General features: G+C 67.0%; 16 protein-coding genes. 3 read left to right on the top strand and 13 right to left on the bottom strand.

The window, feature by feature from the left end; translation table 11 throughout:
• Positions 1 to 44: 44 nt before the first annotated feature.
• The gene (locus tag AC1DNG_RS04055; protein WP_223914579.1) at positions 45 to 824 is read left to right on the top strand and encodes an enoyl-CoA hydratase; all 780 of its coding nucleotides are present in this window, start codon (positions 45 to 47) and stop codon (positions 822 to 824) included.
• A gap of 36 nt (positions 825 to 860) precedes the next feature.
• On the opposite strand, the gene AC1DNG_RS04050 is transcribed toward AC1DNG_RS04055, so the two are convergent.
• The 4 genes from AC1DNG_RS04050 to AC1DNG_RS04035 all read right to left on the bottom strand — a co-directional run bounded on the left by AC1DNG_RS04050 (position 861) and on the right by AC1DNG_RS04035 (position 7,596).
• Positions 861 to 4,040, bottom strand: a complete 3,180-nt coding sequence (locus AC1DNG_RS04050; protein ID WP_476886694.1) for a bifunctional cytochrome P450/NADPH--P450 reductase — start codon at positions 4,038 to 4,040, stop codon at positions 861 to 863.
• Positions 4,041 to 4,288: 248 nt separating this feature from the next.
• A complete protein-coding gene (locus tag AC1DNG_RS04045) occupies positions 4,289 to 5,287 on the bottom strand; it encodes a zinc-binding metallopeptidase family protein (protein ID WP_476886693.1) in 999 nt (332 codons plus the stop codon).
• A 54-nt stretch (positions 5,288 to 5,341) separates the two neighbouring features.
• Positions 5,342 to 5,848 carry a MarR family winged helix-turn-helix transcriptional regulator gene (locus AC1DNG_RS04040; protein ID WP_028277447.1) on the bottom strand — a complete coding sequence of 169 codons (507 nt, stop codon included), beginning with the start codon at positions 5,846 to 5,848 and terminating at the stop codon, positions 5,342 to 5,344.
• Between the two features lie 2 nt (positions 5,849 to 5,850).
• Positions 5,851 to 7,596, bottom strand: coding sequence for an AMP-binding protein (locus tag AC1DNG_RS04035; RefSeq protein WP_476886692.1), 1,746 nt, complete (start codon positions 7,594 to 7,596; stop codon positions 5,851 to 5,853).
• Positions 7,597 to 7,919: 323 nt separating this feature from the next.
• On the opposite strand from AC1DNG_RS04035, the gene AC1DNG_RS04030 reads away from it, so the two are divergent.
• Positions 7,920 to 9,053, top strand: a complete 1,134-nt coding sequence (locus tag AC1DNG_RS04030) for an acyl-CoA dehydrogenase family protein (protein WP_243181414.1) — start codon at positions 7,920 to 7,922, stop codon at positions 9,051 to 9,053.
• A gap of 13 nt (positions 9,054 to 9,066) precedes the next feature.
• On the opposite strand, the gene AC1DNG_RS04025 is transcribed toward AC1DNG_RS04030, so the two are convergent.
• From AC1DNG_RS04025 to AC1DNG_RS03985, 9 genes are all read right to left on the bottom strand, one after another.
• A complete protein-coding gene (locus AC1DNG_RS04025; protein WP_476886691.1) occupies positions 9,067 to 10,902 on the bottom strand; it encodes a sensor domain-containing diguanylate cyclase in 1,836 nt (611 codons plus the stop codon).
• A gap of 81 nt (positions 10,903 to 10,983) precedes the next feature.
• Positions 10,984 to 11,658: a response regulator gene (locus AC1DNG_RS04020; RefSeq protein ID WP_476886690.1), complete on the bottom strand. Its 675-nt coding sequence runs from the start codon at positions 11,656 to 11,658 to the stop codon at positions 10,984 to 10,986.
• Positions 11,655 to 14,339, bottom strand: a complete 2,685-nt coding sequence (locus AC1DNG_RS04015; RefSeq protein WP_476886689.1) for a DUF4118 domain-containing protein — start codon at positions 14,337 to 14,339, stop codon at positions 11,655 to 11,657. The genes AC1DNG_RS04020 and AC1DNG_RS04015 overlap by 4 nt, the downstream gene beginning before the upstream one ends.
• A gap of 12 nt (positions 14,340 to 14,351) precedes the next feature.
• A complete protein-coding gene (gene kdpC / locus AC1DNG_RS04010) occupies positions 14,352 to 14,981 on the bottom strand; it encodes a K(+)-transporting ATPase subunit C (RefSeq protein WP_476886688.1) in 630 nt (209 codons plus the stop codon).
• A gap of 10 nt (positions 14,982 to 14,991) precedes the next feature.
• On the bottom strand, positions 14,992 to 17,130 hold the full coding sequence (gene kdpB, locus AC1DNG_RS04005) for a potassium-transporting ATPase subunit KdpB (protein WP_476886687.1): 2,139 nt from the start codon (positions 17,128 to 17,130) through the stop codon (positions 14,992 to 14,994).
• On the bottom strand, positions 17,127 to 18,794 hold the full coding sequence (gene kdpA / locus AC1DNG_RS04000; RefSeq protein ID WP_476851792.1) for a potassium-transporting ATPase subunit KdpA: 1,668 nt from the start codon (positions 18,792 to 18,794) through the stop codon (positions 17,127 to 17,129). Before kdpA ends, kdpB begins: the two co-directional genes overlap by 4 nt.
• A 7-nt stretch (positions 18,795 to 18,801) precedes the next feature.
• Positions 18,802 to 18,900, bottom strand: coding sequence for a potassium-transporting ATPase subunit F (locus tag AC1DNG_RS03995; protein WP_344361134.1), 99 nt, complete (start codon positions 18,898 to 18,900; stop codon positions 18,802 to 18,804).
• A 332-nt stretch (positions 18,901 to 19,232) separates the two neighbouring features.
• Entirely contained in the window at positions 19,233 to 21,209 is a 1,977-nt protein-coding gene (locus AC1DNG_RS03990) for an APC family permease (protein WP_476886686.1), read from the bottom strand.
• Between the two features lie 130 nt (positions 21,210 to 21,339).
• Positions 21,340 to 21,960, bottom strand: a complete 621-nt coding sequence (locus tag AC1DNG_RS03985) for a hypothetical protein (RefSeq protein ID WP_476886685.1) — start codon at positions 21,958 to 21,960, stop codon at positions 21,340 to 21,342.
• 266 nt (positions 21,961 to 22,226) lie between these two features.
• On the opposite strand from AC1DNG_RS03985, the gene AC1DNG_RS03980 reads away from it, so the two are divergent.
• Positions 22,227 to 24,203, top strand: a complete 1,977-nt coding sequence (locus AC1DNG_RS03980) for an APC family permease (protein WP_476886684.1) — start codon at positions 22,227 to 22,229, stop codon at positions 24,201 to 24,203.
• Positions 24,204 to 24,331 lie beyond the last annotated feature (128 nt).

Genomic DNA, 24,331 nt, shown 5'->3' with positions numbered 1-24,331 from the left:
CATCAGAACCAGAACCAGACCAGCACCACCTAAGGGGACCACCCATGACGGAACAGTACGCAAACATCCTGGTGGAGCGCCGCGGCCGCGTGGGCCTCGTGACGCTCAACCGGCCCGAGGCCCTCAACGCCCTGAACAAGGCCACGATGGACGAGCTGGTGAAGGCAGTCGCCGGGATGGACGCGGACCCGGGGGTCGGTGCCGTGGTGGTGACCGGTTCGGCGAAGGCCTTTGCTGCCGGCGCGGACATCAAGGAAATGCAGTCCAAGGGCTACATGGACATGTACGCGGCGGACTGGTTCCGCGGCTGGGAGGACTTCACCCGGCTCCGCATCCCCGTCGTGGCAGCCGTGTCCGGCTTCGCGCTCGGCGGCGGCTGCGAGCTGGCGATGATGTGCGACTTCATCATCGCCGGGGACAACGCCAAGTTCGGCCAGCCGGAAATCAACCTTGGCGTGCTCCCCGGCATGGGCGGCTCGCAGCGCCTGACCCGCGCAGTGGGCAAGTCCAAGGCGATGGACATGATCCTGACCGGCCGCTTCATGGACGCCGAGGAGGCCGAACGCGCGGGCCTGGTGTCCCGGGTGGTCCCCGCCGCGGACGTCGTCGAGGAGGCACTGAAGGCCGCCGAGGTGATCGCGTCCAAATCCAAGCCGGTGGCGATGGTGGCCAAGGAAGCGGTGAACGCCGCGTTTGAGACCGGGCTTGCCCAGGGCGTGCTGTTTGAACGGCGCGTGTTCCACTCGCTGTTCGCCACCGAGGACCAGAAGGAAGGCATGGCCGCCTTCACCGAGAAGCGGCAGCCGGAGTTCAACCACCGCTAGGCGGCACCGGCCGGCCGTGGGAGCGGCGGGGCGGCCTCAGGTGAAGATGTCGGCCACGTACCTGCCGTGGGTGCGCTCCACCTCATCCATCCAGGCCTCGGCCTCCGCCTTGGAGGCGCCGGTCGCTTCCTGGTAAATGAGGCCGCACGTGTCCCGGACCTGCGGCGCCATGTGCTTGCCGTCGCCGCAGACATAGACCGTGGCGCCCTGCCGGACCAGTTCGACGACGTCGGCCCGGTCTGCCCAGAGCCTGTCCTGGACGTATTTCAGGCCGTCCTCGGGTGCGGTGGAAAAGACCGGCCGCAGATCGAGGTTGGCTTGGTCCGCCCATGACGCGAGTTCCGAGCGGTAGAGGAAGTCGGTGTCCGGGGCGCGGCAGCCGAAGAACAGCAGGGCAGGTGCCGGCGTCGTCTCCTCGGCCTCGGCCCGCAGCGCCCGGTCCTGGACGAACCCGCGGAAGGGGGCCAGTCCCGTCCCCGCGCAGACCATGATGAGCGGGACCGCCAGGGACGGCGGCGGGTGGAAGGCCGCGTTCGAGGGGCGGACAGTAACCGCGACCCTTGACCCGGGCCTGGCCTGGGCGAGGTAGGTGGACGAGGCCCCTTCGAAGACCCCGCGGCCGGACCACGCCGGAGCCTGGATGACGGCGAAGGTCAGGGTCACGTGGTCGGGGCTCCAGAGCGGGGACGAGGAGATGGAGTACCGCCGGGGGGTCAGCTGGGTCAGCAGTTGCAGGAACGAGGTGAACGACAGCTGGCATGACGGATACGTCTCCAGCAGGTCAAGGATGGAAACGCGCCTGTCGAGGATCTCGGCCGCGTACCGCCCGCGGTCCTGGGCCAGGGCCTCAAGTTCGGCGCGTTGGGCAGGATCGGCCGCGACATCCGCCAGGTCCTCGAGCTGGGTGCGGGTGGCGGGGACTGCGAGCTCCACGTAGCTGCTCAGCAGTTCGCCCACCGCCACCGGCGCGCCCGTGGGCAGGAAGGTGTCCCCGCGCTCCATGGTCAGCTGGACGTGCGAGTCGTAGTCGAGGTTGAAACGGGCCAGGGCCCGCTGCACGAGTTCGCTGGGATTCAGGGGCAGCACGGCCAGATAATCCCCGGTCCGGTAGCTCATCCCCTCGGGCAGGGCGATCTCGACATGCCGCTTGGACCGGGCGCCGGGCTTGGCCAGATCGACCAGTTCCCGGTTCGCGACGACGGTGCCCAGCGCCAGCCCGTTCTGGCGCAGCATCGGGTCCCGGACGTTGCCGACGAACTGCAGTTCCAGCTCGGGTTGAGCTGTCGGCTGGCTGGTCCGCTGCCCCAGGGCGGCGTCCACCGCGGGCCAGAATCCCGCGTACCACTCTTCGAAATCGCCGAAGAAGTCGCCGCGGGCGTTGGCTTCGCCCCGGGCATAGATCCGCGTGGCACCGGCTGCCTCGAGTCGGGCGTCGATGGCCTTGGGCACCTCCTGGTACGTCCTCGCCCAGTCCTTGTTGCCGTTGCCGAAAACCGTGTACCGGACCCCGGCGAGGGCGCCCGGCCGCAGGCCCTCGGTCCAGGCCACGAATTTTCGGGCGTTGTCCGGCGGCTGCCCCTCGTAGGAGGACGTCACGATCGCGACGAGCCCCTCCGTGGGCAACCCGCCGGCCGCCTCGTCGAGCGGACCGATGGTGGGGCTGTAGCCGCGCCGTCCGGCGTCGTTGGCGAGGCGCTGGGCGAAGTCCTTGGACGTGCCTGCATTGGAACCGTAGAGCACCCGGATCGGGACGCCGTTGGGCGCGGCGGCCGCCGCTGCGGCTTCGGCCTGCCGTGCCTGTTCGACGTCGGCCCGGGGGCTGGCCGCGATGGTGACGTCCCGCCTGCGCACGTGGATGAACAGCCCTTCAGGCTTCATGGTCAGCGTGTGTTTGATCTGCAGCTCATAGCCCGGGTCCGCCGCCGTGACCTCGAAGCGCTGCAGGAGCTTGGCCAGGAAGAGCATGGCCTCCTGCAGGGCAAATCCCCGGCCGATGCAGGAGCGCTGCCCGTTGCCGAAGGGCTTCCAGGCATTGGCGGGGATTTCGGCGGCCCGTTCCGGGGAGAACCGCTCCGGGTCAAAGAGGCCGGCGTCCTCGCCCCAGGCCGCCTTGTCCCGATGCAGTTGCGGGATCAGGACCATGATGGGCTGGCCCGCGGGGACTTCGTAGCGGCCGCCGAGCATCGTGTCCTCGTAAGGAGTCACGTTGAACGCCGGAGCGGTGGGCCACAGCCGTAGCGTTTCCTTAAGGATCTGGTCCAGGTATCCCAGCCGGGGCAGGTGCTCGAACCTGGCGCTTTCGGTACCAAGGACCTCGTCCACTTGTGCACGCGCCTTGGCCAGGACGCCCGGATGGCGCAGCAGTTCGTAGAGCGTAAAGGACAGCAAGCCGCTGGTAGTCTCGTGCCCGGCGATCAGGAACGTGACCATCTGATAGCGGATGTTTTCATCGGATAGACGCTCACCGGTCACCGGGTCCGCCGCGCTGAGCATGGTGTCCAGGATGTCTTCGCTGCCGGGCGGGCTGGGGTTGCGCCGCCGGTCACTGATGATCTGTTCGGCGACCTCGAACATCAGGGCATGGTCTTCCTCGAGCTGGTGCCGCCTGCGCAGCATGATCTTGTTCTGCACCGGGAGCCTGCGCGCCCGGTCCCCGGATTCAACCAGGGCGCGGACCATGGCGCCGACGAACGGGTGCATCTCCTCCCGGTAGAGGCTGTTGAACCGGTAGCTGAACGAGCACAGGGCGATGGTGTCCAGCGTCAGGCGGGTGGTGCTGTCCGGAATGTCGATCCGCGCCGTGGGGCCCAGCCTCTCCCACTTGAGCAGCAGCTGCTCAACGATGTCGTCCATGCCGGCGAACATCCGCTTCAGCGCTGCAGGCCCGAACGCCGGCATCAGGATCCGGTGTGCCTTTTGCCAGTTGGGTTCCTGTGTATCTGCGGTGAACAGGCCGTCGCCGGCGAACTGCCTCACCTGCCGAAGGGCAACGCCCAGCACTTTGCCGAACCGGGACTCGTCGCACACCTCGTTGACGAGCTGCTGGGAAGAGATGGCGACGATACTGCGGTTGAAGAACTGGATGCGGACTATGGGGCCGTACCGCTCGGCCAGCTCGACTATTCCCAGGATTCCCTTGCTGGAGTCGATGTCCGGCAAATTGCCGACCACCGGCCTCGTGGGAGGCTGCGGTATGGGGACGCTGGGCGAAGTCATGGCCACTCCTAGGCGATCGCCAATGGACGCGCTGTGAGCACTGCTTACTGCCTGGCCGGACGGAACCGTCCTGCCGGAACCACGATACTCCGGTCCGATCCCGCACAAAATAGCTCCTGCCCGGCTTCGCGGGCCATCGTCCCTGACGGCCGAACGCCAAGAAGCGAAGGGTCGGAGACTGTTTTCTTCGTGCTGTCTGCCGGGACGCCCTTCTTGTCAGCGGGCGGGGTCAGCGGGCGGGGCGTTCCTTAGCCGGCGGCCGTCGCTGAGGTTCGCAGCCCGTGGACGAACTCAAGCTTGTCGATAACTGCGGCGGAAAGGACGAAGGGGTAAAGATCATCTTTCCCCATGCTGCGGTTGACCTGGTTCAGGGCAAGGGAGAGCGGCAGCCATTCGGTTTCCACAACTTCCTGGAAAGAGGTCCCCCGGGGAGTGCCTGGGATGAGTCCGAATTCCCGGGCGGTGTCGAGGGTGTCGCAGATGTGGAGGTAATGGGCGAACGACTCCGCAAAGTCCTCGTAGGGGTGCATGGTTGCGTACTTTGAGATGAACCGTTCATTCCAGTCCGCCGGGGCGCCTTCGCTGTAGTGGCGGTCTATCTCTGCCTGGTAATCCCTGGTGTCGTCGCCAAAGAGATTACGCGCCTCGCGCGTTCGTCCGTCATCGCTGAATACCAGCACCGTCTCAAAATAATGCCCCACTTCATGCCGGAAATGCCCGAGCATCGTCCGGTACGGTTCATCGAGTTGGGTACGCATTCGTTCCCGATAGGCATCGTCGCTTTCGGCCAGATTGATGGTGATCACACCGTCAGCATGACCAATCACCACATTTTCCTTGACACTGGACAACAGGTCGAAAGCAAGTCCCCCATCAGGGTCTTCTGCGCGCGTGATGATCGGCAGGCCCAGCCCATCGAGCTCAGCAATGAGATGACGCTTGGCCCGCTCAGCCGCAATGAACTGCGATAGGCCTTTGGCATCGCTGTCGTTCGGGCGAGTCCGCGTGAGCTCACAGCTGAAGCACTGACTGCCGCCCTCCGGGGCAAGCCAAGTGCAACCGGAAAGCAAAAAATTAGCGCACCGGTGCCAAGTGGCTCCCGACTCATCGGTGTACTGTCCCTGACTGCCTGTTGCGACTATGGCGCGGGCGTTCCGCAGGTATGCCAAGTTAGTTCCGCAGTGCAGGCAGACCGAATTTTCAAAGTACACGCTCGAACCGCAGACACCGCAGGATTGTTTTTTCACTTCATGATCTTAGCCGCGGCCACCGGGCTTCACCCGGTGCCCGGCACCCGGGTCTCAGCCGCTGAAATCACCGGCGTTCCGGCGGAACGTGCCCAGGATCCGGATCAGCTGGTCCACGTCCTGGTCCGCGAAGCCGGACTGGCCAAAGACCTCGGAGTTCAGCACCGCCGTCGCCCGTTTGGCCAGGGTGCGGCCTTCCGGGGTGAGCTCGATCAGGGTGGTGCGGCCGTCCGTGGGGTGCGGCGAGCGGATCACCAGCCCGGCCTCCTGGAGCCGGTCCACAGCATTGGTGACTGAGGTGGGGTGGACCTGCAGCAGCGCGCTCGCCTTGTTCATGGGCAGCGCCCCGCTGCGGGCGAAGCTGAGCAACGCGAGCAGCTCGTACCGGGCAAAGGTGAGCCCGAACGGCTTGAGCACCGCCTCGATCCGGCCGAGCAGGATCTGCTGGGTCCGCATGATGGCGGTGATGGCGGCCATCGGGGCGGCGACGTCGGACCAGCCGTGGCGCTCCCAGTTCAGCCGGGCGTCGGCAATCGGATCTCGCGGCAGCGGTGTTCCCATGTTCAGCCCTGACCCTTGAGCCCGGGGAAATCGGAGTCGGAGTACTCGACGCCGAGGCCTTCCGGGACGGGCCCGCCGCCGTGGCGCACTTCCTCGCTGTGCCGCAGCTCCACGCGCCGGATCTTGCCGGAGATCGTCTTGGGGAGCTCGGCAAACTCCAGCCGGCGGATCCTTTTGAACGGCGCCAGGTGCTCCCGGCAGTACCGCAGGATGTCCTCGGCCAACTCCGGGCCCGGCTGGTGGCCGGCCGCAAGAACCACAAAGGCCTTCGGCACCGACAGCTTGAGCGGGTCGGGAGAGGGGACGACGGCAGCCTCCGCCACTGCCGGGTGCTCAATCAGCACGCTCTCCAGTTCGAACGGGGACAGCCGGTAGTCGGAGGACTTGAAGACGTCGTCGCCGCGGCCCACATACGTGATGATGCCGCGCTCGTCCCGGCTCGCCATGTCCCCCGTGTGATAGTAACCGTCGCGGAAAGCCTCCGCCGTCTTGTCCGGGTCGCCGTAGTACGCCTTCATGAGCCCCACGGGGCGGGGGTCGAGGCGCAGGCAGAGCTCGCCGTCGTCGGCCTCCTCACCCGTGGCGGGGTCCACAAGCACGACGTCGTAGCCGGGCAGCGGCTTGCCCATGGCGCCGATCTTGATCGGCTGGCCCGGCGTGTTCGCGATCTGCACGGTCGATTCGGTCTGGCCGAAGCCGTCCCGGATGGTTTGGCCCCAGGCGCGGTGGACCTGGTCGATCACCTCGGCGTTGAGCGGCTCGCCGGCGGACACCACCTTGGTGGGCGGGTTCTTGAGCAGGGTGAGATCGGCCTGGATCAGCATCCGCCAGACCGTGGGCGGGGCGCAGAAGCTGGTCACGGATTCGCGGTCCATCTGCTCCATGAGGGCCCTGGCGTCGAAGCGTTCGTAGTTGTAGATGAACACACACGCCTCGGCGATCCAGGGGGTGAATACATTGGACCAGGCGTGCTTGGCCCAGCCCGGCGAGGCCACGTTGAGGTGCACGTCGCCCGGTTCCATGCCGATCCAGAACATCGTGGACAGGTGCCCCACCGGGTAGGACGTGTGCGTGTGTTCGACGAGTTTGGCCTTGGACGTGGTGCCCGAGGTGAAGTACAGCAGGAGCGTCTCGTCGGCCAGGGTGGGGGCGTCGGGGGTGAAATCCGTACCGGCCGCGGCAGCATCCGCGCCGTAGTACTGCAGGGCATTGGCCTGGGCGGCGGCGGGTTCCCCGGCGCTGGCGCCGACTTCAATCAGCCTGTACTGGCCGGCGACGTCGGCGAACTTCGCGATGTTGGCACTGCCGACGGCGGCCCAGGCCGCACCGCCGCGTTCCACCCGGTCCTGGAGGTCGGCCGGTCCCATCAGCGTGGTGGTGGGAATCATGACGGTCCCCAGCTTGATGCCGGCCAGCATGAGTTCCCAGAGCTCAACCTGGTTGCCGAGCATGATGATCATCCGGTCCCCGCGCCGCACACCTGCCCCGCGCAGCCAGTTAGCCACCTGGGACGAGCGCCGGGAGAGGTCAGCGAAGCTGCGCCGGGTCGCGGACCCGTCCTGTTCAACGATCACCAGCGCAGGCTTATCCGCCTTGGCCGGGTCCGCGGCGAGCTGGTCGAACCAGTCCAGTGCGAAGTTGAATTCCTCGAAGCGGGGCCACTGGAATTCGTTGCGGGCGCCGTCGTAGTCCCCGCGCAGGGCCAGCAGCCGGTCCCTTGCGGCCCGGAATTCCTCAGTCACGGTCATGGTGCACCTTTCGAAGTCCTCTGGCGCTGCCGTTCCGGGCGGTCGGTGGCACGGCGCCGTTGCCTGGGATCCACCGGCCCGGCCCGTGCCTGCCTAGTGATCCCCGTCACTGTGCAATATACTAGGACATCCAAGGGTTTGGAAGGGCGGCGCTGCTCTGCAGGCGTTGCATGACGAAGGGATACGTGCCCGTGCAGCCACAAGGACGTGCCAGCGGACCTGCCGCGAGAGCGGAAAACACAGCGGGATCAGACACAGCGGAAAACACAGCCGTCGCCGCACCCGAAGCCGCGGCGGAGCCGCCGTTTCCCGACGCCGACCTCATGTACATCGTGGATCTGCTGCCGCCGGACGAACAGCTCCGCTACCAGGAGGTCCGGGAATTCCTGCAGTCCCGGATCCGGGCCGCATCAATCGACTACTGGAACCGCGAGGAGTTTCCCTTCGGGCTGCTCGCCGAACTCGGCAAATACGGTTTGGGCGGGCTGCAGACGGACGGCACGTCCAAGCTCTTCAAGGGGCTCATGTATGTCGAGGTGGCGCGCGCTGATGTCTCCCTCTCCGCGCTCGTCGGGATCCACAACGAGCTGATCGTCGGCATGATCGACGAGCTGGGCTCGGAGGAACAGAAGGCGCGCTGGCTCCCTGGCCTCACCGCGTTCACCCAGCTCGGGGCGTTCGCCCTGACGGAGCCGGACCACGGCTCGGACATCGCCGGCGGCCTGGAAACCACCGCGCGGCTGGACGGCGACGAGTGGGTCCTCAACGGCGCCAAGCGTTGGATCGGCGCCGGCACCATCGCGGACTTCGCCCTCGTGTGGGCCCGGGACGTCGCTGACCAGCACATCAAGGGCTTCATCGTGGAGACGGACCGTCCGGGCTACACCGCAACCAAGATCGCCAACAAGATCGGCCTGCGCATCATGCAGAACGCGGACATCGTCCTCGACGAGGTCCGGATCCCGGCGGCCAACCTGCTGCCCGGCGCCACCAGCTTCTCCAAGGCCAACGAGCTCCTGCGCGATTCGCGGGCCTGGGTGGGCTGGCAGGGTGCCGGCATCCAGCTGGCCGCGTTCGACGTCGCGCGCGCCTATTCGCTGAAGCGCCGCCAGTTCGGCAAGGAACTCGCCCGCTTTCAGCTCATCCAGCAGCAGCTCGCCGAGATCCTGGGCAACGCGACCGCCTCCCTGGCCCTGATGGCCCAGCTGGCGCGCATCCAGGAAGAGGGCAAGCTCGAGATGGTCCAGGCCGCCATGGCCAAAGCGACCACCACGCGGCTGGCGCGTGCCTCGGTGGCGATGGGACGGTCCCTCATGGGCGGCAACGGCATCAGCAGCGACTATGAGATGGGCAAGCTCTTCGGCGACGCCGAGATTCTCTATACCTATGAGGGCAGCTACGAAATCAATTCACTGATCGTGGCGCGGGCCGTGACGGGAAAGTCCGCTTTCGTCTAAGCTCCCGCGGGATCTAGGCTCCGAGTGTGTCAGCGCCGTCCCGCGCCTGGCCGCTCCATGCCGGCCCGTTCTGTGCCGGGCTGTTCCGTGCCGGGCTGGCGTGGCCGTAGCGGGACGTGCGGTTGCGGCCGCCGTTCTTGGCCTCGTACAGGGCCCGGTCCGCGCAGTCCAGGAGCGAGCCGGCCGCGGCGTCGCTTTGCTCGCAGACTCCGGCGGAGATTGTCAGGAAACCAACTTCCCCGAACGGTTCGGACGCGATGGCCTTGCGGGCGCGTTCGGCGGCGCGCAGGGCCTCGGCGCCGTCCGTCTCCGGGAGCAGCCACACGAACTCCTCGCCGCCGAATCGGGCCACGATCTCCTCGGCGCGGGCGACCGCCCGGAGCCTGGCCGCGACCTCCGCCAGGACCACGTCGCCCGTCAGGTGGCCGTGAGTGTCGTTGACCCTCTTGAAGTGGTCGATATCCAGGACGACGGCACTCAGGCTTGTCCCGCGGCTCCGGGCCTGCGCAACATGCTCGGCGAGGTGCCGTTCCAAGGCCCGCCGGTTGGGCAAGCCACTGAGGGCATCGGTAGTGGCCTGCTGTTCGAGGTCGGTCCGGGCCTCCGTGTTGCCGATGGCGATCTCGACGAGCTCCGCGAACTGGGCCAGCCGCTCCATCATCGCCTCCGTGACCCCGGTGCGCGACTTCGACGTCAGGCTCACGGCGCCCCACAGGCTGCCGCGGACCCGGATCGGCGCCGCCGCCGCAGACTGGAAGCCGCCGGCCCGCATCTGCTCCGCTGCCTGTCCACCTTCCGCCCGGTAGCGAACCAGGGCCGGCTTGCCGGTCACGGCCACCCGGACAGTGGCCGACTCGTCCGTCGGTGCGAAGATCTGCCGCCGGCTCAGCGTCGGCGGCAGCGTCGGCGCCATGGCGACGATTTCCGCCGAGGATGCGCCCGTGAAACGGACGACGGCGGCGGAATCGACGTTGAACAGGTCGCGGACAATCGCGGCGACCCGCTCAGAGATGGCTGCGGGGGCCGCATTACGGGCAACTTCGGTGGCTATCTCGTGCAAAGCCTCCCAAACTTTTTGTTGCTGCAGGCGCTCGGTGATATCAACCGCCACCACCATGCCGGCCGCGGCCTCGTCGTCGGAGTAGACCGGCCCGGCGTTCAGCCGGTAGGTACGGTGGCCGATCTGCCGGCTCCAGGACACCTCGCGGCCAGCGAGGGCAGCGAGGTAGCGCGGCTCGAGCTCGCTGGCGAGATTGCCCTTGAGCACGTCCTGGATGCGCTGGCCTTCGAGCTCTTCCCTGCGGTAGCCGAAGGTCTCCAGCTCCTGGCCTTCGGCGATCAGGTAGCGCAGCTCGGCGTCGAAGAGGAGGACAAAGACGCCGGGGACGCTCCGCGCCAGGGCGCGGTACCGGTCCATGTCCCGTTGCCGGCGCCGGTCGGCCAGGACACGCTCGGTGATGTCCGTGACCAGGACGAAGAAGCCCTGCACCGCGCCGTCCTGGGTATCGGGGGTGTAGGTCACCTCGGTGAAGCGAGACTGGCCCGCGGCATCCACCAGGGTCCGGTCGAACTGCTGCCGCTTCCCGGCGAGCGCTCCCTCGATGTGCGGCAGGTTGGCCTCCAGGACGGTCTCGCCGAGCACGTCCCGGACATGCATGCCGTGAAGCTGCTGGGGTGCGAAACCGAACCACTCGCAGTAGGCGTCGTTGGCCAGGCGGTTGCGGAGTCCCGTGTCCCAATAGCCCACGAGTGCCGGGATTCCGTTTAGGACGGCCCGCAGCTGCGCCGGGATCTCAGGCAGTGGCGACGGACCGGCATCGTCCCTGTTGAGCGGGCTGCGATTAGTCATTGCCCCAGTATCCATGGCCGGGTTGCCTGGAGGGAAACGTCAGTGTCATCGACCGCCAGCGTGTCTGCGCGTCAGCGGAACTCAGGGCATGAACCGGTAGCCGATGCCGGCCTCGGTGAGCAGGTGGCGGGGGCTGGCGGTGTCCGGCTCCAGTTTGCGCCGGAGCTGGGCCATGTAAACCCGGAGGTAGTTGGTCTCCTTGGCGTAGGCCGGACCCCAGACCTTGGAGAGCAGCTGCTGCTGGGTGATGAGCTTTTCCGGATTGCGGACCAGAACCTCCAGAATCTTCCATTCCGTGGGGGTCAGCCGGACGTCCTCGTGGTCCCTGGTCACCCGGTGCTTGGCAAGGTCCACGGTGAAGGCATCGGTCCTGACCACTGATTCGTGCTCCGGTTCGACGCTGCGGCGCAGCAGGGCGCGCAGCCGGGCCAGGAGCTCGTCCAGGCCGAACGGTTTGGTGATGTAGTCATCCGCGCCGGCGTCGAGCGCCTCAACTTTGTCCTCGGAGCCGTGCCGGGCGGACAGCACCAGAACTGGCACGCTGCTGAAGCCGCGCAGCTCCTTGAGGACGCTGGTCCCGTCAATGTCAGGCAGGCCGAGGTCCAGAATGATGAGTGAGAGCGGGTTCTGAGTGGCCGCCAGCAGTGCTGAGGTCCCGTCGACGGCGGTGGTGACGGCGTAGCCGTTGGCCTGGAGCGTGATCCGGAGGGCCCTGAGCAGATGCGGGTCGTCGTCGACGACGAGGACCGCCGTCATGCTGCGTCCGGTCCGGACGTGACGGGTAGCGCATGACCACGGCGCGCCACCAGCGAGCGGGGCTCGAACGGGGCCTGGGCCCGGTGCCCGTCATACGGGGTCCCCGTCGACAACGGCAGCCGGATAATCATCGTCAGCCCTCCTCCCGGTGTAGCTTCCGCGGTCAGGCTCCCACCCATGGCGTCCGTGAACCCTTTCGCTACCGCAAGCCCGAGCCCGATCCCAGTGGCCTGCGGGGCGTCGTCGAGCCGCTGGAATGGCCGGAACATTTCCAGGACACTCTCCGCAGGGATTCCCCGGCCGTGATCGATGATCCGCAGCTCGCCGGCAGGACGCCCCCCGAGAGTCGCCGGGCTCAGCCCGCCGGCCGCCCCGACCAGGACGATGTCCGAGTCGGGGGCATATTTCACGGCGTTCTCGACGATGTTCGCAATCACCCGCTCCAGCATTCCAGGGTCGGCTTCAATCTCCGGCATGTTTGGAGGCAGGTCCACCCGGACCCTCCCCGCGGGGACGGCGCTCAGGGAACCCGGGATGACCTCATACCAGCGCACGGGTTTGAGCAGGGGATTGACGGCATCCGACGTGATCCGGGACATGTCCAGCAGATTGCCGACCAGCGCGTCCAACCTGTCCGAACACTCCTCTATCGTAGCCAGCAGCTCCTTCTCCTCTTCCTTGGTGAAATGGACGTCGTCGTGCCGAAGTCCGCCGACGGCCAGCTTGATCCCGGCCAGGGGCGTGCGCAGGTCGTGGGAAACGGCCCGGAGGATGGAGGTGCGCATCGTGTTGCTCTCGGCCAGGCGCAGCATCTCCCGCCGGCTCGCCACCAGCTGCTGTCGTTCCAGCTGCGCTGCCAGATGAACCCCGAACGCCCCCAGAAGGCGCCGGTCGCTTGCGGGCAGAATCCGTCCGAACAGCACCAGGCGCGTGGAGGCGTCGATTTCTTCGACGTTGTCGCCGGCGGCATCGCTTCCGGTCCCGTCAGCGGACAGGGCAGGAATTTCACCTACGGCGGCCTGGAGACGCCACTGCCGGTCCGGGCTGGCTCCGCCGTCGCCGTCCGCGAGGCCGAGGCCGTAGCCCAGGCTGAAAACAGCAGCACCACGGACCTGGAAGACGCTCAGGGCTTGTTCCAGCAATGCCTGGACCGTGTCCTCCGAGCCGGCGGCACTGCGCGTCAGGTCACCGAGCGTCGTGGCTTCGGCGCGGGCCCGCGCGGCCTCCTTGGAGCGGCGGGCCGATAGGTCGACCACAAGGGCGACGGCGGCCGAGACGCCTACAAACACCAGCAGCGCCAGGAAATTCTGGGGATCGCTGATGGTGAGGTTGCCCAGCGGCGGGGTCGAAAAGTAGTTCACCAGGAGGCTGCTCCACAGTGCGGCCAGGATGGCCGGCCACAACCCGCCGATCAACGCCACCGCCACCGAGCCGGTGAGCTGGACCAGCATGGCCGCAGCCACATTCTGTTCCGGATTCAAGAGCGACAGCAGGAGTTGCAGGACCACCGGGAGCAGCACAGCAAGACCGAACCCGGCGGCCACCCGGATGCGGCCAAGGTCCCGCTGCCGTGGCGGGCGGGTTCCCCGGCCGCCGAGCGGATGGGAGACCATGTGGACGTCGATGTCGCCGGAATCGCGGACCACCCGGGTGCCGACCCCGCCGCCGAGCAGATTTCCGACCAGGCCGGCGAGCTTTTTGTGCCGCGAGATGCCGACGACGATCTGGGTGGCGTTGACGCTGCGGGCGAAGTCCAGGAGCGCGGCAGCCGGATCCTCGCCAGTCACGATGTGATAGCTGCCGCCCAGGTCCAGGATCAGGCGGCGCTGGGCTTCCAGCGCCTGGGGCGACTCCTCGGCGAGGCCATCGGCGGACCGGACGTGGACCGCCAGCAGGTCCCCACCGCTGACGCGGTTGAGGATCCTGGCCCCGCGGCGGATCAGGACTTCTCCTTCGGGGCTGCCGGTCAGCCCGACCACGATGCGTTCCCGGGCCGGCCAGCTTTCGTCGATGCCCTGTTCGGCCCGGTACTTGGCCAGGCCCTCGTCCACCCGGTCGGCGAGCCACAGCAAAGCCAGTTCACGCAATGCCGTGAGGTTGCCCAGGCGGAAATAGTTCGAGAGGGCGGCGTCGATCTTGTCGGCAGCGTAGATCTTGCCGTCGCCCAGGCGCTGGCGGAGCAGCTCGGGGGAGATGTCCACGAGGTGGATCTGGTCCGCCTTCCGGACGACGGCGTCCGGCACCGTCTCCGCTTGGTGGACATCGGTGATGGCGCTGACAACGTCGCCCAGGGACGCCAGATGCTGGACGTTGACGGTGGAGAGCACGTTGATGCCGGCATCCAGAAGCGCATCGACGTCCTGCCAGCGCTTGGGATTGCGGCTGCCGGGGATGTTGGAGTGGGCGTATTCGTCCACGATCGCGGTCCCTGGCGCCCGGGCCAGGACAGCGTCGAGGTCCATTTCCTCGAACTCCGTGTCCCGGTAGGGCAGCTTCCGGGGTGGAATGACTTCGAGTCCCTCCAGCAGCGCCCCTGTCTCGCTGCGGCCGTGGTCCATGGCGAACGCGACGACGACGTCCTCGCCGCGCTTGCCGAGCCGGTGGGCCTCTTCGAGCATCTCGTAGGTCTTGCCCACACCCGGCGCGGCGCCCAGGAAGATCCGCAGCGTTCCACGTGCCATGCCGTCATTCTCTCACTTGGATTGTGCCGGCTGCGACGGCAGCGCGGCCGCCGCCACGGCGAGGTTGAGGGCAGTCACGTTGACCGACGGCTGGCCGAGAAACGCGACTAACCCACTGCTGGTGTGCTGCTCCACCAGGGACGCAACGGCGTCAGTGCTCAGGCCGTTCGCTGCTGCCACCCGCGCAAGCTGCAGTTTGGCGTACTCGGGTGAAATGTCCGGGTCCAGTCCGGAACCGCTGGCCGTCACCGCGTCGGCCGGCACCGCTGCCGCATCCACGCCTTCAGCGGCGGCGACGGCGGCCCGGTTCGCGGCGACGGCCTCGAGCAGTTTCGGATCGTTGGGCCCGAAGTTGGTGGCCGAGGACGACGCCGGGTCCCACTTCACGGCCGAGGGCCGGGGGTGAAACCAGCGCGGGTCCTGGGCGCCGGCGTCGTTAGCGGATGACTGGGCGATCAAGGCAGACGCGACCGGGTCGCCGGCGGCGTCCTTGATGATGGAGCCGTTCGCCTGATACGGCGCGATGAGCTGTGCGATGCCGAAAACGGCCAGCGGGTAGGCGACGCCGAGGGCCAGTGTGGCAAAGAGCAGGAACCGCAGTGCGGTGCCGGCCTGGCGGAGGTAGCCGGTGAGTGCGTTCATGGGGGTGTTCCTAGCCGATTCCGGGGATGAGGGAAATCATGAGGTCGATGATTTTGATGCCGATGAAGGGTGCGATCAGGCCGCCGAGCCCGTAGATCAGCAGGTTCCGCGCCAGCGCCTGGTTGGCGGAGACGGCACGGTATTTGACCCCGCGCAGAGCCAGCGGCACCAGGGCGATGATGATTAGGGCGTTGAAGATCACTGCGGACAGGATGGCTGAGGCCGGGGTGGACAGGCCCATGATGTTCAGCAGTCCGAGCCCGGGGAAGGCTGCGGTGAAGAGGGCCGGGACGATCGCGAAGTACTTGGCGACGTCGTTGGCGACAGAGAAGGTGGTCAGGGCGCCGCGGGTGATGAGCAGCTGCTTGCCGATGCCGACGATGTTGATGAGTTTGGTGGGGTCGGAGTCGAGGTCGACCATGTTCGCGGCGTCCTTCGCGGCCGGGGTTCCGGAGTTCATGGCGACGCCGACGTCCGCCGCGGCCAGGGCCGGGGCGTCGTTGGTGCCGTCACCGGTCATGGCCACGAGCCGGCCTGCGGCCTGTTCCTTTTTGATGACCGCGAGCTTGTCCTCCGGGGTTGCTTCGGCCAGGAAATCGTCGACTCCGGCTTCGGCGGCGATGGCCTTGGCGGTGATGGGGTTGTCGCCGGTGATCATGACGGTCCGGATGCCCATTTGCCGCAGTTCGGCGAAGCGGGCGTGCATGCCGGGTTTGACGACGTCGGCCAGGTGGATGGTTCCCAGGATGTCCGCCCGGCCCTCCTTGTCCACCTGGGCGACCAGCAGGGGGGTGCCGCCCTGGGCCGAGATTTCCTGTACCCGGTGGTCGACCTCCGCCGGAGTGTGCCCGCCGAAGTCGGCAACGAACGCCGCCACCGTGGAGGCCGCGCCCTTTCGGATCTGCAGCCCGTCAAGGTCCAGCCCGCTCATTCGGGTGCTGGCGCTGAAGGGAACCACGGCAAAATTGCCGGAGGAGCGTTCAAGTGTGGCCAGATCGGACCCGGTCACGCCCTTGTCCGCGGCGAGGTCCACGATAGAGCGTCCCTCGGGGGTTTCATCGGCCAGACTGCAGACCCGTGCGGCCTCGATGAGTTGGGTCCTGTCCACCTGGTTGGCGGGGAAGAAATTGACGGCGCGGCGGTTGCCGTAGGTAATGGTTCCGGTCTTGTCCAACAACAGTGTGGTGATGTCCCCGGCGGTCTCCACGGCACGGCCGGAGGTCGCCAGCACATTGTGCTGGACCAGGCGGTCCATGCCGGCGATGCCGATCGCAGGGACCAGGGCCCCGATGGTGGTTGGGATCAGGCAGACCAGCAGGGCGACAAGCACGATCGGAGACGGCGTGGCGCCGGCCAGGGCGGCGAACGGTGCCAGAGACATCGTCACGGCCAGGAACACGATGGTCAGGGACACCAGCAGGACGTGCAGCGCGATTTCGTTGGGAGTCTTCTGCCGCACGGCGCCCTCCACCAGCTTGATCATCCGGTCGATGAACGTCTGTCCAGGCTCGGCCGTGATGCGGATGACAATCCGGTCCGAGAGGACCCTCGTGCCGCCGGTGACGGAGGACCGGTCACCGCCGGATTCGCGGATCACCGGGGCTGATTCGCCGGTGATGGTCGATTCGTCGACGCTCGCCAGGCCTTCGATGACTTCGCCGTCCGAGGGGATGACGTCCCCGGCCTCGCAGATCACCACATCATTGAGACGCAGCTCCGTGCCGGGCACGTCCCGGGTGGTGCCGTTGGGCTGGCGGAGCCGGGCCTGGACGCCTTTGCGGCTGGCGCGGAGGCTGTCGGCCTGGGCTTTGCCCCGGCCCTCGGCGATGGATTCGGACAGCGTGCCAAAGAGGACGGTGAGCCACAGCCAGGCTGTGACCGCGATGCCGAACACCGACGGCCGGTACAGGGAGATCGCCGTGCACAGGCCAGCCCCCACCAGCACGGTGAACATGACCGGGGAATGGATCATCTGCCGCGGGGAGAGTTTGCGGACCGCGAGCGGCAGGGCCGCGAGGACGGACGCGAACGTGAGTTTTGCCGGGGCCTTGGTGTGGTGCTTGTGTTCGCCGGGGGTGCCGAGGGGGTTGCCGTCGGCGTAGGTCTGGGCGTCGGTGTCCGTGGCTAATGCCGTGTGAGACCGGGTCATTTGAGGAGTCCTTCTGCGAGGGGTCCGAGGGCAAGGGCCGGGAAGTAGCTCAGGGCGGTCATGATCACTGTCACGCCGAGCAGCAGCGAGCCGAACAGTGGGCCGTGGGTGGGGACGGTGCCGGCGGAGGCGGGAACCTTGCCCTGACGGGCGAGGGAGCCGGCCAGGGCCAGCACCAGGACAATCGGGAGGAGCCGGCCCAGCAGCATGCCCAGGCCCATCATGACCGACATGAAGGGGCCGGAGGTGGTGATGCCACCAAACGCGGAGCCGTTGTTGTTGGCCCCGGACGTGAAGGCGTAGAGCACTTCGCTGAACTGGTGGGGACCGGTTGCTGGCGCGTTGGCCATGATGTCCGGCAGCAGGACGGTGATTCCGGACAGGGCCAGCACCAGGGTCGGGGTGACCAGGATGTACATGGCGGCGAGCTTCATTTCCGTCGGGCCGATCTTCTTGCCCAAATACTCCGGGGTGCGCCCGACCATGAGACCTGCGATGAAGACGGAAATGATCGACAGGATCAGCAGGCCGTAGAGCCCGGAACCGGTTCCGCCGGGAGCGACCTCGCCGAGCATCATGTTCACCATGGCTATTCCGCCGGCCAGCGGCGGCAGCGAATCGTGGGCGACGTTGACGGCGCCGGTGGAGGTCAGAGTGGTGGAGGTAGCGAAGATCGCGCTTGGCACGGGGCCGAAGCGCTGTTCAAACCCCTCGCCCAATCCGCTGGCGGCCGCTGTCGCCGTTCCCTGCCCGGCAGCCACGGCCCAACCCATCAGCGAAATCGAAGCCAGCCACAGGGTGCCCATCACGGCGACCACCGTATAGCCCTGCTTCTGGTCGCCCACCATCCGGCCGTAGGCGTAAGGCAACGCCGAGGGGATGAGCAGGATCAGGAACACCTCAAAAAGACTGATGAAGGCGTTGGGGTTTTCGAACGGGTGGGCCGAGTTGGCATTGAAGTAGCCGCCGCCGTTGGTTCCCAGGATCTTGATGGCTTCCTGGGAGGCGACGGGACCGCCGGGAATGGTCTGGCTGACCCCGGACGCCTGGTTGACGACGTCCGTAGGCCAGAAGTTCTGCACCACACCGCCGAGGACCATCACCACAGCCGCGACGAACGCGATCGGCAACAGGACCCGGAACGAGGTCCGGGCCAGGTCCACCCAGAAGTTGCCCAGCCGGTCGGTGCGGGTCCGGGCGATGCCTCGGATCAGGGCGATAACGACGACGATCCCGACGGCGGCAGAAAGGAAGTTCTGCACCGCAAGCAGGGCCATCTGCACAAAGATGCCTACCGTGGTCTCCGGTACATAGGTCTGCCAGTTCGTGTTGGTCACGAACGAAATGGCCGTGTTCATGGCCACCCAAGGATCCACGCCGGGCAGGGATCCGCTGCCCGGCAGGACGCCCTGCAGCCGCTGGAGGCCGAACACGGCCAGAATGGACACGGCCGAGAACGCCAGGACGCTGCGCAGGTAGACGGACCAAGTCTGCTCGGTGTCGGCGTCGACCCCGGCCAGCCGGTAGAAGAGGCGCTCGGGCCGGGATGACGTTTTGCCCTCGAAAACCCGGGCCAGGTAGATGCCCAGGGGCTTGTGCACGGCCGCCAGAACGATGAGGAGGGCCGCCACCTGGGCAGCAAAGGATGCAGCGTTGAACGTCATGATCCGCTCACCACTTTTCCGGGTGGATCAGGACGGCCAGCAGGTAGCCGAAGAGGCACAACCCGGCCAGCAACAGAACGAGCCACATGATCGCGTCGGCGCTCACTTGCCGCTCTCCGGCCGGTCATCGGCACTGCCGACCATTCCGGCCAGGACGTGGCCGATCCACATGACGAACCCCATGGACACCATGAGGATTCCGATAACAGCCAGGTCGGCCATTGCAGGTTCCTTTCATCCGCGCCCCGTTTGCGGGGCTACTGAAAGTCAATCCCTGCCAAGAGCGAAATAACCGGTTCCTGATGGTTTCTTAACGCCCGGACGGCCGATCTTGACGCAGTCTTAACAGGCGCGGCAACCGCCCACAGGGGCTGCTGTTGCGGGCTGTCGTGAAGGGGGCCAGCCCAGCTGGTTCAGGGCAGGGGGTCCCGGCGGCGCTCAGCCGACGTGGACCCAGGGCCGTTTGGTGACGTCCGGTTCGGCTTCGCGGAGCACTTCGCGCGTGACCGGGGCGATTTCACCTTCGCCGAAGGCCAGGAAGCGCAGCAGGTTGGTGACCGGGTTGCCTTCGGTCCAGCGGAAGTAGATGTGCGGCATCAGCCCGGTGACGTCGCGGATGTGCAGCAGCACGGAGGCGATCGTGTTCGGCACAACTGGCCCGTGGACCTCCAGGATCTGGTAACCGTGCCGGGTGACCCCGTTGACCTCGAGCGCGGTCTCGAAGTCCGAGGAGTCGTCCACGACGACTTCGAGGAACAGCGCCTGGTAGTCCACGGGGAGGTGGCTGACCTCGATCGCGGACGTGAGCTTGTCCAGGTACGCTTCAGGGCTCAGCCGCAACGGCTCGTGGGCGATGATGGCGATCGGACCTTCCAGGTTGGCGGACATGAACTCCAATGCCTTCCGGTCCATGTGGACATGGGTCGCGTGGAGTTCGAAGGAGCGCCGGATGCGGGAAAGCAGGGAGATCACAATGATGCCCCCGATGAAGAACGCGGCGATCCGGATGCCTTCGGGCCGCTCGAAGATGTTGACCACCGTGGTGTAGATGAACACGACGGCGATGACGCCAAACCCGATAGTGCGTTTGCGCTGTTTCCCGCGCCGGGCGGACAGTGCCACCGCCACCGCGGCGGAGGTCATCAGGACCAGGACGCCTGTGGCGTAAGCGCCGCCCTGGGCGTCGACGTCGGCGTCGAACAGCCAGGTGATCAGGAACCCCACCAGGGTGAACACCAGGACCAGCGGGCGCACGGCCCTTGCCCACCCGGGGGCCATGCCGTACCGGGGCAGGTAGCGCGGCACGAGGTTCAGCAGCCCGGCCATGGCGGAGGCGCCGGCGAACCACAGGATGGCGATGGTGCTCAGATCGTAGACGGTGCCGAATCCGTTTCCCAGGTATTCGTGCGCGAGGTAGGCCAGGGCGCGGCCGTTCGCCGGGCCGCCGGGTTCGAAGTCCTGCGCTGGGATCAGGACCACCGTGGTGAAGCTGGTCGTGATCAGGAAGGCACTCATGATGACGGCGGCAGTTGTCAGCAGCCGGCGGGCACCGTCGATTCGGCCTGCCGGTTTCTCTTCCGTGTCACCGGGGCGTCCCTGGATCTGCGGCATCACGGCCACGCCGGTCTCGAAGCCGGACAGGCCCAGGGCCAGCTTGGGGAAGACGAGCAGCGCGATGCCCACCACCATCAGCGGGCTCCCGTGCTGGGTGGTCAGGGCCAGCCACCAGTCGTCCACGGCAACTGGGTGGGTCAATGTTTCGAATATTGTCGTGACTACCACGACGACGTTCAGGCCCAGGTAAATGCCCACCAGGACGACGGCGACGCCGATGGCCTCCTTGAAACCGCGCAGGAACACGGCGGCGAGCAGAGCCAGCAGGAACAGCGTGACCGCGACGTTCTGGCCCTGCATCCAGGCGGGGGCGAACGGGTTCTCGAGCGCGTGCGCGGTCGCGTCCGCGGCAGAAAGCGTCATGGTGATCATGAAGTCGGTAGCCGCGAACCCCAGCAACACCAGGACGAGCAGTTTCCCGCCCCAACGCGGCATCAGCCGCTCCAGCATGGCGATGGATCCCTCGCCGCGGTGGCTTTCGCCGGCCACCCGGCGGTATACCGGCAGTGCGCCGAACAAGGTCACGGCAACCAGGACCAGCGTGGCCAGCGGCGAAATCACGCCCGCGGCCAGGGCCGCAATGGCCGGCTGGTAGCCCAGCGTGGAGAAGTAATCGACGCCGGTCAGGCACATGACCTGCCACCACGAGTGCTTCTTCAGGTGGCTGTCGCTCACGGCCCCGGGCCCCTGATGGATACCCTTGGCGTCCTGCAGGCCGAACAGCAGCCATTTCCTGAAGTTGTCCCCGGCTCCCGGCCGTGCCGCTGAGGGATCCGAAGGCGGCCTGCTCATCGTGGTCATCTATGCCTCTCCGCGCGATGCCCACCATCGTGTTTACTGCCGACGATAACACCGGAGCCGGGAGCGGCTCCCGCCCCGGGGCCGATCTTGACGGATCTTTAACACCGGCCCGCCGGCGGCGGCACCGGTCTCAGCGGGCTGCGGCGGGGGCGGGGATTTCGATGTAGAGGATGAAACCGGCGGCAGCCGGCAGATACCAGTGCCTGCGGTGCCGTGCGGGCCGGTAGAGGTGTCCGAACGGGTCTGTCACGTGGGCATGCGCCAGCACGTCTTGGCGCCGGAGCTGGACGTCGATGTCCTCGATGCCGGACGGGTGCGAGGCAAGGCCGTCGACGTCGAGAGACCAGGCGCCCCCGGCCGGGGCTGTCCCGCGTTCCAGGGCGAGGGTTTCGAACAGGTCCGAGACCACTTCGTCCCTGGTGGCGGGGTAGAAGCGGCGGAGCCGATGCCCCTCGGGATGCGCGCCTTGTGCGTCCAGCCATGCGTGGCGGAGCCAATGGAATTCCACTTGGCCGCGGGAGGGCCCGAGGACCAGATGACGGTTCGGATCCAGGGCGAGGCGGTAGGCGCTGCCGCTGCGGTCGATGATGCACGCGGCTTCCCCGACGTACTCAAACGCCGCCAGCAGGTCCTGTTCCGACCGGTGATAGGAAAAGTCCCCGCTGTCATCGACGGCGACGAAATCCGGGGCAGTGCCGCCACGAGCCGGAAGGTCGGGCGTGTCGTGTGCCGGCCGGGACGTGGTGTTCATGCTGTTTGGCTCCTGCTGGGGATCGGATTGCGGCCACCGTGGCTGCAGCGTCCTCTTGCTTCATAACATCACCGGCGACGCCCCTCGGGACGGTCCTTAATGCTTTCCATATGCCGGCAGGCCATAAATTTGCGTTCTCTTAATGTGGCGGCTCGCCGTGGGCGTTAAGGAACCATCAGGATTGTTGGCCGGACGGTCGTGACGGCTGCGTGCGCTGGTACTCTCGCGGACGGAAGCGGCGCGATGCGTCGCCTGGAAAGGACTACATGACTACCCTCAGCCGGCCACCGGCAGACCCTTCGGCGCCGCGGCCCGACGCCGGGGAGCACTTCAAGAACTGGCTGCTGTTCGGCCTCCAGGACGCCAAGGGAATCCACCAGGGGCCCGGGGCCGTGAGCGACAGCCACCTGAAGAAACACACATGGTGGCAGGTCATGTGCCTGACCGGCGTCGATTACTTCTCCACGCTGGGCTACCAGCCGGCCATTGCGGCCCTGGCCGCGGGCGTGATTTCGCCGCTGGCCACCCTGGTCCTGGTCGCCGTGACCTTGCTGGGCGCACTGCCGGTGTACCGCCGGGTGGCCGGCGAAAGTCCGCGCGGCGAAGGGTCCATCGCCATGCTGGAGCGGCTGCTGCCGCGGTGGGGCGGGAAACTGCTCGTCCTGGTGCTGCTGGGTTTCGCCGCCACCGACTTCATGATCACCATGACGCTCTCCGCTGCGGACGCAACAGCGCACGCGATCGAGAACCCGTTCGCCCCCGACTGGATCCAAGGCCAGAACGTCGCGGTCACGCTGGTCTTCCTGGCCCTGCTCGCCGCCGTGTTCCTGCGCGGTTTCAAGGAGGCGATCGGCGTCGCCGTCGTCCTGGTGGGCATTTACCTCGGGCTGAACGTCGTCGTGGTCATCACAACGATCATCGAGGTCCTGCAGCACCCGGTGGCGGTCGACAACTGGTGGCTGGCCCTGACCACCCAGCACGGGAGCCCGCTGATGGTGGTGGGCATCGCGCTGCTCGTCTTCCCCAAGCTGGCCTTGGGCCTGTCCGGGTTCGAGACCGGCGTCGCCGTGATGCCGCAGATCCGCGGCCACGTCACGGACACCGAGGAGAACCCTGAGGGCCGGATCAAGGGTGCACGCCGGCTGCTGACGACGGCGGCCCTGATCATGAGCGCGTTCCTCGTCACCACAAGCTTCACCACGGTGGTGCTGATCCCGGCGCAGGAGTTCCAGCCGGGCGGGCAGGCGAACGGGCGTGCCCTGGCCTATCTCGCGCACGAATACCTGGGAAACGGATTCGGCACCGTCTATGACCTGAGCACCATTGCCATCCTGTGGTTCGCCGGCGCCTCCGCCATGGCCGGGCTGCTGAACCTCGTGCCGCGCTATCTGCCCCGGTACGGCATGGCCCCGGAATGGGCCCGGGCGGTCAGGCCGTTGGTCCTGGTGTTCACGCTGGTGGGGTTCGTGATCACCTGGCTGTTCGACGCCGACGTCGATGCCCAGGGCGGTGCCTACGCCACCGGTGTCCTGGTCCTGATGACGTCGGCGGCGATTGCCGTGACGTTGTCCGCGCGCGGCCGACAGCAGCGCAAGCGCACCATCGGGTTCGGCATCATTGCCGTCGTGTTCATCTACACCACGGTGGTCAACATCTTCGAGCGGCCCGAAGGCATCCGGATCGCCGCGTTCTTTATCATCGGGATCATCGTGATCTCCCTGCTCTCGCGCATCCGGCGCTCCTTCGAGCTCCATGCCACGCATGTGCGGATGGACACCCCGGCCCTGGAATTCCTGGCCGCCAATGAATCCGGCCCCATCGCGATCATCGCCCACGAGCCGCTGCGTCTCACTGCCCAGGCGTACCTGGACAAGCTCACGTCCGCGATCGAGGTCAGCCACCTCCCGCTGGACTCCCAGGCACTGTTCCTCGAAGTGGTGGTGGACGACTCCTCCGACTTTGAGACCGCGCTCGAGGTCCGCGGGGTCAGCCGGCACGGGTACCAGATCCTGGAGGTCCACGGGCCAGTTGTTCCGAACACGATCGCCTCCGTGCTGCTGCACATCCGCGACGTCACCGGGCTGATGCCGCACATCTACTTCCGCTGGACGGAGGGAAACCCGTTCACCAACCTCCTGCGGTTCCTGGCTTTCGGCGAAGGCGAGATCGCCCCGGTCACGCGCGAAGTGCTGCGCGAGGCCGAACCCGACGTGACCAAGCGGCCCTGGGTCCACGTCGGCTGAGACCGCGCCAGGCGGCAGGCGCAAGGCCACAAGTGCCTCGAACACAAGCGCCTCGAACACAAACGCCCCTCCGGAGGAATCCTCCGGAGGGGCGTTGTGGTCTTCGGGGAAAGTGTCCCGGCCAGGCG

This window comes from Arthrobacter sp. 01T425, from assembly GCF_056398725.1.
This window is presented reverse-complemented; position numbering and strand designations above follow the sequence as displayed.

What these genes read in the sequence shown, in the direction of transcription:
- AC1DNG_RS04035 (WP_476886692.1), bottom strand. Translation starts at nt 7,596, where the DNA reads ATGACCGTGACTGAGGAATTCCGGGCCGCAAGGGACCGGCTGCTGGCC.
- AC1DNG_RS04040 (WP_028277447.1), bottom strand. Translation starts at nt 5,848, where the DNA reads ATGGGAACACCGCTGCCGCGAGATCCGATTGCCGACGCCCGGCTGAAC.
- AC1DNG_RS04015 (WP_476886689.1), bottom strand. Translation starts at nt 14,339, where the DNA reads ATGGCACGTGGAACGCTGCGGATCTTCCTGGGCGCCGCGCCGGGTGTG.
- kdpA (WP_476851792.1), bottom strand. Translation starts at nt 18,794, where the DNA reads ATGACGTTCAACGCTGCATCCTTTGCTGCCCAGGTGGCGGCCCTCCTC.
- AC1DNG_RS04055 (WP_223914579.1), top strand. Translation starts at nt 45, where the DNA reads ATGACGGAACAGTACGCAAACATCCTGGTGGAGCGCCGCGGCCGCGTG.
- AC1DNG_RS04020 (WP_476886690.1), bottom strand. Translation starts at nt 11,658, where the DNA reads ATGACGGCGGTCCTCGTCGTCGACGACGACCCGCATCTGCTCAGGGCC.
- AC1DNG_RS04025 (WP_476886691.1), bottom strand. Translation starts at nt 10,902, where the DNA reads ATGACTAATCGCAGCCCGCTCAACAGGGACGATGCCGGTCCGTCGCCA.
- AC1DNG_RS04050 (WP_476886694.1), bottom strand. Translation starts at nt 4,040, where the DNA reads ATGACTTCGCCCAGCGTCCCCATACCGCAGCCTCCCACGAGGCCGGTG.
- kdpB (WP_476886687.1), bottom strand. Translation starts at nt 17,130, where the DNA reads ATGACCCGGTCTCACACGGCATTAGCCACGGACACCGACGCCCAGACC.
- AC1DNG_RS03985 (WP_476886685.1), bottom strand. Translation starts at nt 21,960, where the DNA reads ATGAACACCACGTCCCGGCCGGCACACGACACGCCCGACCTTCCGGCT.
- AC1DNG_RS03980 (WP_476886684.1), top strand. Translation starts at nt 22,227, where the DNA reads ATGACTACCCTCAGCCGGCCACCGGCAGACCCTTCGGCGCCGCGGCCC.
- AC1DNG_RS03990 (WP_476886686.1), bottom strand. Translation starts at nt 21,209, where the DNA reads ATGACCACGATGAGCAGGCCGCCTTCGGATCCCTCAGCGGCACGGCCG.
- kdpC (WP_476886688.1), bottom strand. Translation starts at nt 14,981, where the DNA reads ATGAACGCACTCACCGGCTACCTCCGCCAGGCCGGCACCGCACTGCGG.
- AC1DNG_RS04030 (WP_243181414.1), top strand. Translation starts at nt 7,920, where the DNA reads ATGTACATCGTGGATCTGCTGCCGCCGGACGAACAGCTCCGCTACCAG.